This is a genomic window from Paenibacillus sp. FSL H7-0942 (assembly GCF_045040715.1).
Lineage (GTDB): Bacteria > Bacillota > Bacilli > Paenibacillales > Paenibacillaceae > Paenibacillus > Paenibacillus amylolyticus.
In genome coordinates this window covers 6,306,651-6,322,511 of record NZ_CP150279.1, presented here as the reverse complement: position 1 = coordinate 6,322,511, position 15,861 = coordinate 6,306,651, and the positions used below count along the sequence as shown (strand labels likewise).

The following is a 15,861-nucleotide window of genomic DNA, read 5'->3' as shown; positions in this document are numbered from 1 at the left end:
AGGGGTTAATTCATGTTAAGAGGTCTGTACACCGCTACTGCGGGAATGATTACGCAACAACGCCGCCATGACACAGCAACACAGAATATCGTAAATATGAACACCACGGGATACAAACAGGTGAACAGCGTAAGCCGTTCCTTCCCGGAAATGCTCATTACTTTGGTAGGCGGAGATGCAAATCTTCCAACAAAGCGGCTGGGCAAGCTGAACACGGGGGTGTTCGCGGAAGAGAGTTTGTCCATGAATTTGCAGGGGACCATTATGGAGACTGGGCAGAAAAATGATTTTTCCATTTCATCCAATATGACGGTCAATGATCCGCAGACTGGACAACCTGTCCCGTTTGACGCATCAGGCAAGTTTGTACGGGCCGATGGCACGGTGACTTACCAGCCTCAGGCGTATTTTACAGTTCAGGATGCAGAAGGTAACACCGGATATACACGCGATGGTCACTTCGAGATCACTGGAACGGGACAATTGCTGAGTTCAACAGGTTCACAAGTGTTGGATAATAATGGACAACCTGTAGTGTTGACAGGTTCTGTGGAGCAATTTAAAGTGGATGAGCAAGGCCGTTTGGTAGATGCAGCAACGGGTACACCAACAGGGGTTACTCTTGGCATTAGTGTCATTGACCAGCCGAATCAACTGGTTCGTCAAGGTAATGGCAATTTCAGTCTCAGCGATGCAAACGGGGCAACGTCCCGGATGATGGCTGCTGGTGATAATGTGCAGATCCGTCAGGGATACCTGGAAGGTTCCAATGTGGATGCCTCACAGGCAACGGTTGATATGAACGCTGCATACCGTGCGTATGAAGCAAACCAGAAGATCGTACAATTCTACGACCGCAGTCTGGATAAAGCCGTCAATGAAGTCGGGCGTGTATAACGCCGACGTTTAAATATAACCGCGCAGCGGAGAGCCTATGCGAGGAATGCGTAGCAGTACCTGAGCGAAGCGACGGTCACGACAGCCCTTTGCGGAGCAAAGCAGGGAAGAGACCCCGCGGAGCTACACGCCGCATAAAGAGCGTGCCGTGCTATGATTCAGCCATGTGAAACGATGGCGGGAATCATAGTCGGGCAGTCGCGGCGCACATACACCACCGCCACTTAGCAAGATCGTACCCCACTTACCTAATCCGCCTGTTTCGGGAGTCCAGAGGGCAGCGCCATCTGGGGCCCTCCCTACTAGGGAGGGTTTGGGAGGGTGGACAGGACACAAGGGAGGGTATACCACCAATGAATAATTCCATGATTAGTGCCAAGGTGTCCATGACTGCGATACAGCAGCGTCTGGATGTCATTTCCGATAATATTGCCAACGTGAATACGGCAGGCTATAAGAGCAAGCAAGCGGCCTTCGAGGATGTGCTGACCCGGGTTCAACAACAACCGGACAAGTACAAACTGGATGGACGTTCCACACCGATGGGATATAACCTCGGTTTTGGTGCTCGTTTGGCAGATGTAACGAAGGATATGTCTCAAGGCCCCTTGAACGAGACTGGCCTTCCGACCGATCTGGCCATTGAAGGAAATGCGATGTTTGCAGTTGAAGCGAATGGGGAGAAAATGTGGACACGTCAGGGTGCATTTCATTTTGTACCTGATACAAGACCTAAGCCTACTCCGAATTCACCTGATATGATGGTGATGGTCAATGGCGAAGGCCACTTTGCCCTGGATCGTCAAGGCAATCGTATTACGGCACCAAATAATAGCAAAGTTGCTTTTGATGAAAATGGCAACCTGTTAATCCGACGCGGTAATGCGGCAAACGCAACCATTGGAGCACAGCTGCAAGTGGTAGACATTGAACGTCCTGAGGGGCTGGTGCAGTTTGCGGATAACCTGTTTGGTCTGGATGCGGGATTAACCGAAGATGATGTATTTGGCGCTAATGCAGCTACACGTCAAGCAGCGGCCTTGATCCGTCCAGGATTTCTGGAGCAATCCAATGTTGATCTGACACAGGAGATGTCTTTGCTTATGCAAGGACAGCGGACATATCAGCTGGCGGCAAAGGCGCTAACTTCAAGTGATTCCATGTTGGGTCTTGCCAACAATATGAGAGCGTAAAAGGTGAATGTGATGACAGAAACACAGCAGCAGAACAGTAAGCCGGAGAAAAAGGAAGTCAAGAAGAAGAAGAGTGGATGGCGCATCGCAAGATGGTTCCTGGTTCCGGTCCTGCTTGTTCTTGCCCTCGCTGGCGGAATGGTAGCTGGATATGTGGTACTGGGCAAACAAGATATCGGTTCCGTATGGCAATGGAGTACATGGGAACATGTATATAATCTGGTATTCGCTCCATAATGTAACGAGTTAAGCGAAAACTCCTGCGCAGGCAGGAGTTTTCTTTTTGACGTTGAAAACAGTATAATGATGGATGACGTTTGACGTCACAAAAGAGGCCTCCCCTGCGAAAGACATTCGTCATCGCGAAGAGAGACCCCTTATCTTAACCTTCACTACTGCAGTCATGAAGGATATAACTAGTGTTAACCGAAAATATGCTTTCCATACAAAATTTAAATTAAAAACCTTTTATATGAGCTTCGACTTGATCATGTGGGGGTTGACCTTGCAGCACCGAAGTAAGTGGAGGGAACGGAATCGTTCAGAAGAAGCGAAGCGCTCGCCTTTGTCACCGAATTTTGACCTCTCTGAGGTTGATCAAAAAAATTCGGAGACAACAGCGATCAGAGGGACGATCCGTAACCGTAACGACCACCGTAACGCTAAGAGTCAATCCATGATGAAGAACGCTCATATAAACATCCCGAGAGGAGATTACACTGTGCTCGATATCAAACAGATTCAAGAAATCATCCCGCACCGCCCCCCGTTTCTGCTGGTGGACAAGATTCTAGAGATTGAGGATGGCAAACGTGCCGTTGGTTTGAAAAACGTAACCATTAACGAACCTTTCTTCATTGGTCATTTCCCAGAGTATCCGGTAATGCCGGGTGTACTGATTACAGAAGCGCTGGCGCAAGTTGGTGCAGTAGCCATTCTGAATTTGGAAGGCAACAAAGGAAAAATCGGCTTTTTGGCGGGACTGGACAACTTCCGATTCCGTGGACAAGTTGTGCCCGGAGATACGTTGATTCTGGAAGTGGAGATTACACGTCTCAAGGGTTCTATTGGTAAAGGTAAAGCAACTGCCCGAGTGAACGACAAAGTGGTCGCTGAAGGCGAGATCATGTTTGCACTGTCTGACCCAAGCTGATTACATACGTGAGCATTGACATCATGCAGGAACGTAGACGGACCGAATGATGCAAGATGCTGAAGTAACTCAGCACACCTGAATTTATATAGACGGAAGGGGTTTATCGGAATGGAACAGTTAAGCACAGCAGCAGCAGAGACGTTGCAGCAATGGTTGGAGGATGCTTCGATTGATGAAGCAACGAAACAGGAGCTTCGTGACTTGCAGGATCAGCCGAAAGAGCTGGAGGAACGTTTTTACAGAAACCTGGAGTTTGGTACAGGGGGATTGCGCGGAGTCATTGGTGCCGGAAGCAACCGGATGAACCGTTACACCGTAGGTCGGGCAACGCAAGGATTTGCGCGTTATTTGCTTGAGCAACATGGTGACCAAGAAGGCAAACCTTCTGTTGTCATTGCTCATGATTCCCGTCATTTCTCACCTGAATTCACACTGGATGCTGCGCTTGTACTGGCTGGAAACGGCATTGTAGCCAAGCTGTTCCCATCCCTTCGTTCAACTCCTGAGTTGTCATTCGCAGTGCGTCACCAGAAGGCAACTGGAGGGATCGTTGTAACAGCGAGCCATAACCCACCGGAATATAACGGATATAAAGTCTACAATCATGAGGGCGGTCAATTGGTACCGAATGAAGCGGAAAAGGTCATTCAGTACATTCAGGAAGTGCCTTCCCTTGCTGACGTGAAGAAACTGACGCAGGAAGAAGCAGAAGCTCAGGGGCTCCTGATCTGGTTGGGTGAAGACCAAGATCAAGCGTTTGTGGATACCGTAGCGAGTCGCAGCTTGAGCCGCGAACTGATTCAATCCGGCATAGGCCGTGATTTCAAAATCGTTTACACACCACTTCACGGGACAGGTAACATTCCTGTACGTCGCGTGCTGGAGCAGATCGGATTCGAGCAAGTGCATATTGTAGCCGAACAAGAACAGCCGGATGCTGAGTTCTCTACAGTGAAATCCCCTAACCCGGAAGAACGCGAAGCGTTTACGCTTGCAATGAAGCTGGGAGAATCCGTGGGCGCTGATATTCTGATCGGAACAGATCCGGATGCAGACCGTATGGGTGCTGTGGTGAAAGACAACGATGGCAAATATTTCGTCTTGTCCGGTAACCAGTCTGGTGCCATTATGGTACATTACCTGCTCAGTCGCCTGCAAGAGACAGGTACACTGCCAAGCAATGGTGCGGTTGTCAAAACAATCGTAACAAGTGAGATGGGTGCTGTTATTGCTGAACATTACGGTGCAGAAGTGATGAACACACTGACGGGCTTCAAATATATTGGTGAAAAAATGAACCAGTTCGAAGCAACAGGCAGTCATACATTCTTGTTCGGATATGAAGAGAGTTACGGCTACCTTTCCGGTAACTATGCCCGTGACAAGGATGCTGTCCTTGCCTCGATGCTGATTGCTGAAGCAGCTGCGTATTATAAGAGCCAAGGCAAGACGTTGTATGATGTCTTGCAAGAGCTGTACAACCAATTCGGATATTTCCTGGAGAAGCTGGAGTCCCGTACGCTGAAAGGCAAAGACGGCGTGGCTCAGATTCAAGCCAAAATGACGGACTGGCGCTCCAATCCGCCACAAGAAGTAGCGGGAATTGCTGTACAAGATGTACTGGACTACTCCCTTGGTCTGGACGGTCTTCCGAAGGCGGACGTACTGAAGTTCATTTTGGCAGACGGTTCATGGTTCTGCTTGCGCCCTTCAGGAACAGAACCGAAGATCAAAGTATACTTCGCCGTTCGTGGAGAGAATTTGGAAGATGCGGAAAGCTGGATCGAGCGTCTGGTGACTACAGTGATGTCGCGTGTAGACGCACAATAATACGAATGCAACAATGAGCAAGAACATGAGAAGGCCTCTCCGCACCGTAAGGTTGGTTGGCGGAGGGGTTTTTCTTTGAAATAAAAGTGTAGATGGTTCTAGCATATAAGGGGGCTTGTTGACACAAGCTGTTTGTAACCTATTGTATGAATGTTAAATGAACGAATTACTTGAGCTGAACGTGCATTTGGTTCCAACACTTGAGGAGGTACATGTAGTGCGTCAAAAATGGCTTTATTGGAATAACGCTTCTCGGAAGTGGTTGTGGCTCGTCGTTATCATCGGTCTGGTTGCGTCCATCCCTGTAATCAGTGATCGGGTGCAGACAGAATCTTCTGCCAAAAAGGTGGAACTTGTTTTCAACTATCGAGGACTGCTGGATATCTCAGCGTATCAGGCACATCCGCAAGATTTCATGAATGAACAATTGACTCGTCTAAAAGACGCAGGCGTAACAACGATGGCTGTGTTCGAAAGTACATTGGACGAGCTGAGAAAGACACGCCGACTAATGGTATATAACGGCCAGGATCTCGCGAACCTGACCAAAGATGTGATCCCTTCTAATGCCAATTACACGTATGTGTTATTTACATCGGAGGAAAACGCACAGACGTATACCCCTATTATTGAACAAACGTTCGCTGATCGGCAGATTCCGGTAGTACCATGGGAATATGAAGGTCGTAGCGGCTTAATATTGCAGACTCCTCCGGAGAATGCCAACATGCAGCCTTTGCAGCCCGATCCGGTTGCCGTGAAGATGCTGCGTGATAAAGGTTTCTACATTTTGCCGCGGATCTCGGACAGTGTGCCATACAGCCAAGAATCGATGGAGCGCTTGCTTACCTTCTTCGAACAGAATGGCGTAACGCGCATCTTGTTTGATGGTGATGCTGTGAAAGGGTACAATGATAATGCAGAGATGAAAAGTCTCGACCAATTTGCACAGTTGCTGAACAAGCACAATATTGGTCTTGCAGCCATTGAGAACTTGAAGAAACCGCAGTCTGGATTCCAGACCCTTGCATATAAAACGGATTACAACGTTACGCGTCTGTACTCGCTTAGTGATGGAGATGCCAATCTGGACGTAGACACGATTGCTGACCGTTTTGTTCTCGCAACCAAGGATCGCAATATTCGTATGCTCTATATGAATGCATCGCCAAGCCGGAATACAGCAAAGGCCATGATTACAGATCCAATTGAGAATCTGATCAACAGCCTGGGTGAGCCGGGTCATGCCGTAGAACGCATGGCGAAGCATGGATTCGAGCTAGGACAAGCTGAAGCATTTACAGTTAAGGATTCTTCGATTCAGCGTTATGCCAAGCTGGTTGCTCTTGTTGGTGCAATTGCCATGATTGCACTTATGGTTTCTTATTTTATCCCCCTACTGACTTTGATCGCATTTGTGGTCGCTTTGGTGGGCAGTGCAGGATTGTTCCTCTTGAAACCAACGCTGCTGGAGCAAGGAATCGCCTTGCTTGTGGCAATCGCCGCGCCGACCATAGCGATGGTGCTGGCCGTTCGTACAGTGAACTATCAGCAACAGCGTCAACCCGACGCATCTGCGGGTCGTCGTTTGAAACAAACGTTGGTGTTATATGTAAGAACTTCGATTCTGTCATTCCTGGCGGTACCTTTTGTCATCGCATTGCTTAACAGTATTACGTACAGTCTGGTGATTAACCAGTTCCGCGGCGTGAGTCTGTTGCACTTTGCACCTATGGCACTGGTAGCGATATATATTGTGTTTTATCGTGGGTCGGGTTCATTCTCTATTAAGAAAATTAAAGAAATGCTTCGTATGCCAATTAATGTGTTAATGGTTGTTTTGGCGCTTGTTGCTGCCGTTGTTGGGTACTATTACTTGAGCCGTACAGGCAACTCGGGATCAGTAACACCATTTGAGATGTTCCTTCGTACCACGTTGGAAGATACGTTCGGTGTACGTCCGAGATTCAAAGAATTTATGCTGGGACACCCGCTATTTATCGTTGGCGTGTTCGCCGCTTTAAAATATCGTAAAGTCATCTTTGTGCTCATTATTGCAGCGATTGGACAGTTGTCCATGGTGGATACGTTCGCGCATATCCATACGCCGGCTGTATTGTCACTCATTCGTGGAGTGATGGGATTGGGACTTGGCTTAATCTTCGGTATCATTGCTGTGGGTGTGTGGCAAGTAGCGGAAGGATGTTGGAAAAAATGGTCACCACTTCTCAAAAGTTAGTCATCTCGGGGTATTACGGATTCCGCAATAGCGGAGACGAAGCGGTGCTAAAGTCGATTTTGACAGCGCTGGAAGAGGAAAGCCAAAGGTCGAACATAACCATTGAACCGATTGTTCTCTCGGGTGATCCCGAGTCGACAACCGCCATGTACGGTGTGCGCTCCGTGCATCGTATGAAATTGAAGGAAGTCCGTGAAGCACTCAAGGAGAGCGACGGGTTAATCAGTGGCGGAGGAAGTCTACTGCAGGATGCAACTGGACTGAAATCCATTCCTTATTATCTGGGTGTAATCAAGCTGGCCCAGTGGCTGAAAAAACCAACGTTTATCTATGCACAGGGGATTGGCCCTGTGAATCGTAAAATTTTTAATCCGATGATCAAATCGGTTTTTAAGGCCTGCACCTATGTATCCGTTCGGGATGAACAATCTGCAGACTACCTGCGTGGGCTCGGGTTACAGTGGAATCAGATCCATGTTGTACCTGACCCCGTAATGGGTTTGCCATTACCTGAAACAAAAGTTGAGAGGGGCGCAGGTGCTGTCTCAGCAAATGCTGCTACTCAAGCTAATCGAGTGGAACCTTCAACTGGAGGACATACCAAGCTTCCTGTGATCGGCGTATCGGTACGTTTCTGGGAGTCAGACCGGAAGGAACTTACGGCTATTGCCGCCGGATTGAAAAAGCTGTGCTCCAAAAGAGCGGTGCACTTGCGTTTTCTACCATTTCATCTGCCAGTGGATGAACAGGCATCACGATTCCTTATTGAAATGCTAGGTGATGTGACCAGCAAAGGCAGCGAGATTAGCATCACAGAAGATCTGACCGACCCTCAGCTTATGCTGGAGGAAGTCAGCAAGTGTGATCTCGTCATCGGTATGCGTCTGCACAGTCTGATCTATGCGGCTTCGCAATATGTGCCTCCGGTGGGTATCTCGTATGATCCGAAAATTGATCAATTCCTGCTTCGTCTGGACAGTGAACCAGCAGGCAATACGGATACACTCGATGGCGACAAACTCGCCAAGACTGTTGTTGGACTGCTGGATCAACGTTCACAGTGGTTGAAGGAACATGAAGAAGGCATCACCCAACTGAAGCAGGAAGCCAGAGTGCCTGCACAGCAGATTATTAACTATTTAGGCCGCAAAGGATGAGATAAAGATGAGTCAGACCGGATCAATACCTACCGTTTCAATCTACGGCATTCCTTTTTCCAAACTGACGATGAAAGAAACGGTAAAGGTTCTCCAGGAAGCTGTGCTGTCCAAGCAGACACCACATCAGGTCATCACAGCCAACCCCATTATGGTTATGGCCGCATTGGAAAATCCCGCAATCATGGAAGTCATGCAAGCTGCGGAATTGATTGTTCCTGATGGAACAGGTGTCGTATGGGCTGCAAACTATTGTGGAGATCCTGTAGCTGAGCGAGTGCCGGGTTTTGAGCTTTTACATGAATTGCTGCGTGTTGGAGAAAACTATCGATGGGGCGTATATCTGCTTGGTTCCACCCCTGAGGTGATTCAAGAAACGGCAGTTCGGTTACAACAGCAATATCCGGCGATTCGAATTGTGGGTTATCGCGACGGTTATTTTGGTCCGGCTGAGGATGAACAGGTCATCGCTTCTATTCGGGAAGCGGCACCTGATCTGTTGTTTGTAGCACGTGGGGCGGACACCCAAGAACCGTGGATTCACAAGCACAAAGATGCACTACAGGTTCCTGTAACCATGGGCGTTGGCGGCAGCTTTGATGTGATTTCGGGCAAAACCAAACGTGCGCCTATGCTGTTCCAAAAGTTAAGACTGGAGTGGTTCTATCGCTTATTGCGTGAACCAAGCCGGGCTGGACGGATGCTTGCGCTTCCGAAATTCGCTGTTAAGGTGATGCGTGACAAAGAAAACGTGACGAAAGTCCGTTAAAAACAGGTAATTGCGAGATAAATGCGTGTTTTTGCTAGAAATTGAGGATGGCTTTTCGGGTGTGATGAGCGTATAATTCATTCCGGATTACATGTGTGCCACTCCATGAAAACAGAAGCGTTACACTTGGCACTACGATTGCAAGGCAACCTGTCGATCGCCGTTATCCCCAGATTTCCTTTTATCCTTTTCCAAAGGATGAAATCCGGTGATAAATGCGAACGTTACACTTCTCTAGTTTTCCTTGCACTCTCCGTTATCGTGTAACAAAATTTTTCATCAAAAGTGACTAACAAATAATTTTTTATATATAAAAAGAGATCAGGGGATTTATAATTTCGTACAGGTATTATAATTGGGGGTCGAATGTTCAAATGGTAGCGATCTTTATCATTGGATTTATCGTGTCAATGGGACTGGCTCTTGCCCTGACACCACTTGTCAAAAAGTTCGCAGTCCGCATTGGCGCAATGGATACGCCGAATGCACGTAAAGTACACACACGGATCATGCCTCGTCTTGGTGGTCTGGGGATATTCCTGGCCTTTATTATTACAGTTGCTGCATTGCTTCCGTTTGTATCGGCATGGTTCACGACTCGGGATATGAGTTTTGTCAGCGCGTTTCTGATTGGCGGAACAATTATCGTGCTGATCGGCGCACTCGATGATCGGTTTGAACTGTCAGCCAAAGTGAAGTTGCTTGGTCAGATCGTTGCTGCTTCTGTCGTTGTATTTGGATTTAATATCCGGGTAGATTTCGTTAACATTCCGTTTCAGGATTCCTACTCTTCACTCGAAGCTTGGGTATCTATTCCGCTGACGATCTTCTGGATCGTTGGTGTAACCAATGCGATTAACCTGATTGATGGTCTGGATGGTCTGGCTGCCGGTGTATCTGGTATTGCAATTGGTACCATTGCCGTGATGTCCTTCCTGATGGGTAACATGATGATTGCCTTGATGTGTCTTGTATTGCTGGGTAGTATTATCGGATTCCTATTCTTCAACTTCCACCCGGCCAAGATCTTCATGGGGGATACCGGATCACTATTCCTTGGTTTCTCTCTGGCGATGCTGTCCATGCTGGGATTCAAACAAATTGCTATCGTGTCCTTTATTACACCGCTGATCATTATCGGTGTGCCGCTCTCGGATACCTTCTTCGCGATTATCCGTCGTGCGGTACAGCGGAAACCGATTTTCGCACCGGACAAAGGTCACCTGCATCACTGCTTGCGTGAACTTGGATTCAGTCACCGTCAGACGGTGCTGATCATATACGGAATTGCCGCGTTCTTCGGAGTTCTGGCGATTATCCAATCTTCCGCTGCCATGTTTGAAGCGAACTGGGTAACATTTGTGGTCATCTGTATCATGATGTTCTTCCTCCAGGTGGGAGCAGAAGTCATCGGGCTTGTTAGCAAAACGAGAAGACCGGTTATTAACTTCCTGATGCGCATGCGCGTCAAGCTGAATCCGGAGACCCGTTCGAAATCATAAATAGATAAATGTAATGGTTATAGCTATTCTTGAATATTATTCCAGACCCAACCTTATCCCTTGTGGATAAGGTTTTTTGTTTATTTTGAGATTTTTACTAAATAATTGGATCTTTTTGCCGATATATAAAGGTAACTGACTTAAAAGAGGAGAGATGATATTTAATGCTGCGTATGAAAAAGCCAATTGTTTGGCTAATGCTGATAGCGCTGGTAGTAACTCTGATTCCTGCTGGCTATGCACCAGTTGCATCGGCGGCGGGACAGACAAGTTACTTTACTCCTGACAATGCTGGGAATGTCCAATTGAAAGATACAGTAGGACTGAAGTTGAGCGGAAACAGTGCCAATGCGGATGTGTTGTCTCGTACATCAGCTTTTGTTGTTACAGGAAAGGAACAGGTTTTAACAGGAACATTCACGAATGTTACAGGTTCAACACTCGGTGTGAATGTTCAGCTGATGAATCTCAAAGGTGACACTTGGACTCCTGATAGTACACGTGTTGCACCAGGGGTAGTAACTGTTGATCCTAATCGACCGGATAATCGGTTTAGATCAACCATTACACTGTTCCCAGGGATGAATAAAATTACGTTTACAGGTTCCCAAGGACCAAGTGAACGCTCTGAGAGTTTTTATATTTTATACGATTCCGTCCCATACATTGAGAAGTTGCAAGTCCTTGGTGGAGCGGATAACCTCAACTTGAATGAGGGATCTCAGGTTGTGGTTAACACCGGCGAAGTTACAATTCAAGGTGTTGCGCAGAACTCATCCAAAGTAACGATATCGTTGAATGGTGGCTCGGAGCTGCCTACATCACTATTGCAGGATGGTACATTCTTCTCTCCGGTACTGACACTAAAATCAGGTGAGAATACCCTAAGAATGACGATTGAGAGTGGCGTCGATAAGAAAGTATTTAATTATTCTTTGTTATATTATGATGAAACAAAACCATTCACTCAGTTGGATTTAATTGAAGGTGCAAACGGGCTGCCGCAGAGTATGCTTTCATCAGCTAGACCAACCTATGGAGGCACTCCTGCTAGTGCCAATGTGAAAGCACAGTTATTGCTTCCGGGAGCTGATGTTACTGAAATTCCGGTCATTGATGTCGATGGAAATGGGAACACGGGTGTAAGTAATGTAAATGTGGAACATATCCCTAGCGTGGGACAAAACACACCGGCTTATGTCCTAATTTCCTTTGATATTAACCCGATCACATTCAACGGAGCTCCTGACCGATTACAGAATCATAGTCTATCGGTAGACTATGGGGCTAAAAAAGTTACAACAAGTATGAATTTTGAATATGTACAAGATGCAGTTGTAATTACAGGATTGAAGTATCTTAGAGACTACAATGGGTCTGGTACTGTTCCAGATGGAATACCTCTTGATGGTGCCAGTGTGAGTGGATCGAACTTTTATATTTTAGTGGAGACTAGCAGAGCACCGAGTGATCCAAAAACTTTGGTTGCGGACTATCTGCCTAGAGGAACAAGCACAATTATCGTGAACCATGTAGGTCCGCTTAGTGCAACAGATACTACAAAAAATATTTACGAGATTAAAGGGTTCAAAACGGGAAATCAAGTTGTTCAATTTAAGTATTCCGGATCGACCACAGGTCGGAATGCAACGATTTCATTCGCTTCAAAGAGCTTTATCTCTGTAGAAAATCTTACTGATGGTCAAACTCATGATTTGAAAGACAATGCCACAGGAGTTTCAATCCTGGGTCAGTACATTGGATTTGATACGCTTAGCAGTCCATATTTTGTAGCTGAAATTTTTGCCAACGGTACAAAAGCATATTCTACTGAGGGTAGCGGAAATACGGATTTCCCACGCAAGTTGAACCTGGGGGCAGATGGAACAATTAATAACGTGATCATTCCTATTGGAGAACCCGATGGCTTGTTATTTTTCGGTGAGAACCGAATTGTGCTGACAGGAACAACTAAGGATGAGAACGGACAACTTAAAGAGGTATCTAAGGAACTTCGAATCTATATTAATGATAATAATATTTCGAACATTCGAAACTTCCAACCTGCAATTACGAAAGGTCGACCAGAATTTATTGAACCATTAGACCAGGATGCACAATGGGTCAAAGATGCGTTCAATATGTCACCAGAGTTTGTGTATGCTGATAATAAAATCACCACCAGCTTGAAGAACTTTGATATTGTCATTCGCGGAGCAGGTGCGACACGGATGAGTTTGAGCATGGGGACTCAGAAGATATTCGATCAGGATATTCCAGATGGAAACACGGCAAGTTGGGACAATGCCAAGATTGATCCTCAGTATGCACTGGATAATGGTACTGTTACAGTTGACAGAGCAGGTCGCCAACAGGACTTTGTTATTCGTCTGCGTAATCTCAAAATGGATACACCAGGAACGTATATCTATACACTAGACCTCTTCAATCGGACGGGAGCGAAGACCAGTCAGAAACTTGAAATTGTTAAAGAAGTAACTGGATACCGTATTTTATCACCTAAACCGACTTCAGGTGATCGTGTAGTTGTAAATAAGAACTTTGTTCATTTTGACATCGAAGCAGAAGGTGCAACAGGGGTTATCATTGATAAAGAACCTGCACAGAAGCTGCAAGGTGTAGAGACAGATCGCTTTGTCCTGGATTATGTAGGGTTGAAGCCGGACAAATCTAATAAAATTAAACTAACCATTAACCGTGATGGTGTAACAACCACCGACACTATTGATGTATTCTACACAACAAGTCCAGGTATAGATTCCCAATACATGGCTCCGAAAGTAGCTAATAAGTATTCAGCCTTTAATAAAAAGCTGGAATTGAGTTTCCCGAAAGGTACAGTTATGGAAAGTACTGATATTCGCGGAATCAAGAAATTTTATCCAGACAATAAACTTCTCTTTGGTATCGCAGATCCCAATAATGGTATTGTAGAGCGTCGCAATGATTATGGTACTGTCATGGGCGTAGGTGCAGAGAGAGGTGAGGGTGACCCAGTCAACTTCGATGTACAAGAAGAATACTTCAGAAGATTTTCTGCCATTGTAGGAGATACATTGAACTTCAGTCCAATTTCTGATATTTATTGGGTCAGCGGTGGTCTGGGCGAATATGGTTCAAGAGATTCAACAACGTATAAAGCGCCGACGAATGGTATCGGACCGTATACACCTGACGCTCTATACGGAGATGTTAAGGTACCAGCGGAGCGTACAATCAAGCCTTCACAGCGTGGAACATTGACACTGACCTATGATTCAAATGTAGTAGATGATGCTGGAACGACTATTTCCGTCTTCTATTACACACCAGGACGCGAGTGGAAACGAATTGGTGGAGAAGTGGATTCCAAGAAACACACAGTTACTGTGCCATTTGATCAGTTCGGATATTATAAAGTCATGAAATTAAGAAGAAGTTACAACGACATCACGAATCATGGATGGGCTAGAAATATTCTGAATGCACTGTATGCCAAAGGTTTCATGCAACCGATTCGTTTCGAACAATTCGGAACAGATGATCGTGCATCCCGTGGCGAATTTGCTACCATTCTCGTGAAAGGATTGAACTTGCCGATTACTTCGGATAATAAACCTACATTTACAGATGTAGGCGCAGGGACAAGTTCATTTACGTGGGACTATGCAAGTATTGAAACGGCAGCCAGAGCAGGTATTGTATCAGGACTTACGGACGGAAACTTTGGTCCAGATCAACCTCTTACACGTGAGCAAGCAGCTGTAATGATCGCAAGAGCTCTTGAGTTAAAGTTAGCAAGCAATGATAGTAAGTTAACTAGTGCATTGGCCAAATCCTTTATTGACTCAGGAAGCATGGAAGCTTATTCAAGACCAGCGATACAAGCGGTTACGAAGGCTAAAATTATGGAGGGATCTCCAGTCACAGTAGCAGGTCAGAGCAAGCAACAGTTTGCATTCAACCCGAAAGGAAATCTGACACGTGCAGAAGCGGGTAAAATTGCAGTAGAATTGCTCAAGAAGAGCACAAAAGTATTCCCTAAAACCTTGAGTTAATTCATTTGATACATCGATGCAATTTAGGAAGGACCTGTCCCTTACTCTAAAGGGGCAGGTCCTTTTCATGGCTGTCAATGAATTGACATAGAGTACTTTTATAATAGAAGAAACAGAATTATTACCAATAACTATTTTTGTAATTTGCTAGAGTTTAAGATACAATAACGGTAAATACACAATGATCTAGAGGGTGAAGTTAGCTAATGAAACCGATTTATTCGAAAGCCCAGCTGGGCTACATGAAGGCAAAGACACAGTTTGAGAAGCAGGCAGTCATTCTGGAGAAAAAGTTGGAAGATACACGCAAGACTCAGGAGATCTCTCAGGAAGTTATGGAAGGGCTTGTACAGTCCACTGGCTTCCATGATGCGTATAACAATCTGGTTCTGGCTGAGAATGAGTTGATTGAATGGTCTCACACAACGATGAAGCATGAGAAAACGTACCGTGAGAACAGACAACCAATTGACGATATGTATCTGAGATTGAATAGTGATCCAAATATGCGTGCTCAAATCATTGAACTCGCGATGAAGATTAAATAACTTATATTTCCAGAAATGCAGGAAAAGCATCCCAATAGGGGTGCTTTTTTATTTTATTTTTTGTGAATTTTGTCGCTTCATGGGCTGAAGTTGCGGGTATAAATAAACGTTGGTAGCACAGGTAAACCAGAGATCACAATTCCAGATTCACTGCTGTATCAACGGTTTGAAAAGGTTTTGAATGGCTTCAATACCCGCACTGTACCTATACATAAAAAAAATCAAAACTTTTTTTGTGCAATCCGCAACTTTTTGAAATCTACTGCGTTTAAAGTGTAGAGTCGAAAACATTGGGCCTGTTACCAAGAATGACCTCGTGAAGAATCTTGTCTATTTTTTAGAAAAAATTGCTTTACGGCACGAGAGACCCATTGTATAATACGTAAGGTAGGATTAGGAAACTACTCTATTTACGTGTGATTCTGATTTACAAACTAGTTTACAAGTTTCTGTGATATGCTCACAGACATCATTTATATTAACTTGCTCACAACTCTGGAAAGGGGGTGCAA

Annotated in this window: 11 protein-coding genes; all 11 read left to right on the top strand. The window is 45.7% G+C overall.

Annotated features, from left to right (window positions below):
* Positions 1-12 precede the first annotated feature (12 nt).
* The 11 genes from MHI48_RS27740 to MHI48_RS27690 all read left to right on the top strand — a co-directional run bounded on the left by MHI48_RS27740 (position 13) and on the right by MHI48_RS27690 (position 15,349).
* The gene (locus MHI48_RS27740; RefSeq protein ID WP_340018641.1) at positions 13-897 is read left to right on the top strand and encodes a flagellar hook-basal body protein; all 885 of its coding nucleotides are present in this window, start codon (positions 13-15) and stop codon (positions 895-897) included.
* A 353-nt stretch (positions 898-1,250) separates the two neighbouring features.
* The gene (locus MHI48_RS27735) at positions 1,251-2,090 is read left to right on the top strand and encodes a flagellar hook-basal body protein (protein ID WP_076319216.1); all 840 of its coding nucleotides are present in this window, start codon (positions 1,251-1,253) and stop codon (positions 2,088-2,090) included.
* A 12-nt stretch (positions 2,091-2,102) separates the two neighbouring features.
* Positions 2,103-2,327, top strand: a complete 225-nt coding sequence (locus MHI48_RS27730; RefSeq protein ID WP_017691949.1) for a DNA-directed RNA polymerase subunit beta — start codon at positions 2,103-2,105, stop codon at positions 2,325-2,327.
* 484 nt (positions 2,328-2,811) lie between these two features.
* The gene (gene fabZ / locus MHI48_RS27725) at positions 2,812-3,243 is read left to right on the top strand and encodes a 3-hydroxyacyl-ACP dehydratase FabZ (RefSeq protein WP_036613058.1); all 432 of its coding nucleotides are present in this window, start codon (positions 2,812-2,814) and stop codon (positions 3,241-3,243) included.
* A gap of 111 nt (positions 3,244-3,354) precedes the next feature.
* Positions 3,355-5,076 carry a phospho-sugar mutase gene (locus tag MHI48_RS27720; protein ID WP_036612532.1) on the top strand — a complete coding sequence of 574 codons (1,722 nt, stop codon included), beginning with the start codon at positions 3,355-3,357 and terminating at the stop codon, positions 5,074-5,076.
* Positions 5,077-5,293: 217 nt separating this feature from the next.
* Entirely contained in the window at positions 5,294-7,315 is a 2,022-nt protein-coding gene (locus tag MHI48_RS27715) for a DUF5693 family protein (protein ID WP_405142327.1), read from the top strand.
* Positions 7,291-8,472 (top strand): polysaccharide pyruvyl transferase CsaB, encoded by a 1,182-nt coding sequence (csaB, locus tag MHI48_RS27710; RefSeq protein WP_076328737.1) that lies wholly within the window; start codon positions 7,291-7,293, stop codon positions 8,470-8,472. The genes MHI48_RS27715 and csaB overlap by 25 nt, the downstream gene beginning before the upstream one ends.
* Before the next feature lie 7 nt (positions 8,473-8,479).
* The gene (locus MHI48_RS27705) at positions 8,480-9,241 is read left to right on the top strand and encodes a WecB/TagA/CpsF family glycosyltransferase (protein ID WP_076319213.1); all 762 of its coding nucleotides are present in this window, start codon (positions 8,480-8,482) and stop codon (positions 9,239-9,241) included.
* A 374-nt stretch (positions 9,242-9,615) separates the two neighbouring features.
* Entirely contained in the window at positions 9,616-10,743 is a 1,128-nt protein-coding gene (locus MHI48_RS27700; RefSeq protein WP_036667762.1) for a glycosyltransferase family 4 protein, read from the top strand.
* 164 nt (positions 10,744-10,907) lie between these two features.
* Positions 10,908-14,801, top strand: a complete 3,894-nt coding sequence (locus MHI48_RS27695; RefSeq protein WP_036667760.1) for an S-layer homology domain-containing protein — start codon at positions 10,908-10,910, stop codon at positions 14,799-14,801.
* A 206-nt stretch (positions 14,802-15,007) separates the two neighbouring features.
* A complete protein-coding gene (locus MHI48_RS27690; protein ID WP_036612519.1) occupies positions 15,008-15,349 on the top strand; it encodes a hypothetical protein in 342 nt (113 codons plus the stop codon).
* The last annotated feature ends 512 nt before the right edge of the window (positions 15,350-15,861 follow it).

Bases quoted from the DNA above. Each gene is read 5' to 3' on its own strand.
- MHI48_RS27740 (WP_340018641.1), top strand. From the start codon at position 13: ATGTTAAGAGGTCTGTACACCGCTACTGCGGGAATGATTACGCAACAA.
- MHI48_RS27735 (WP_076319216.1), top strand. From the start codon at position 1,251: ATGAATAATTCCATGATTAGTGCCAAGGTGTCCATGACTGCGATACAG.
- MHI48_RS27730 (WP_017691949.1), top strand. From the start codon at position 2,103: ATGACAGAAACACAGCAGCAGAACAGTAAGCCGGAGAAAAAGGAAGTC.
- MHI48_RS27720 (WP_036612532.1), top strand. From the start codon at position 3,355: ATGGAACAGTTAAGCACAGCAGCAGCAGAGACGTTGCAGCAATGGTTG.
- csaB (WP_076328737.1), top strand. From the start codon at position 7,291: ATGGTCACCACTTCTCAAAAGTTAGTCATCTCGGGGTATTACGGATTC.
- MHI48_RS27705 (WP_076319213.1), top strand. From the start codon at position 8,480: ATGAGTCAGACCGGATCAATACCTACCGTTTCAATCTACGGCATTCCT.
- MHI48_RS27700 (WP_036667762.1), top strand. From the start codon at position 9,616: ATGGTAGCGATCTTTATCATTGGATTTATCGTGTCAATGGGACTGGCT.
- MHI48_RS27695 (WP_036667760.1), top strand. From the start codon at position 10,908: ATGCTGCGTATGAAAAAGCCAATTGTTTGGCTAATGCTGATAGCGCTG.
- MHI48_RS27690 (WP_036612519.1), top strand. From the start codon at position 15,008: ATGAAACCGATTTATTCGAAAGCCCAGCTGGGCTACATGAAGGCAAAG.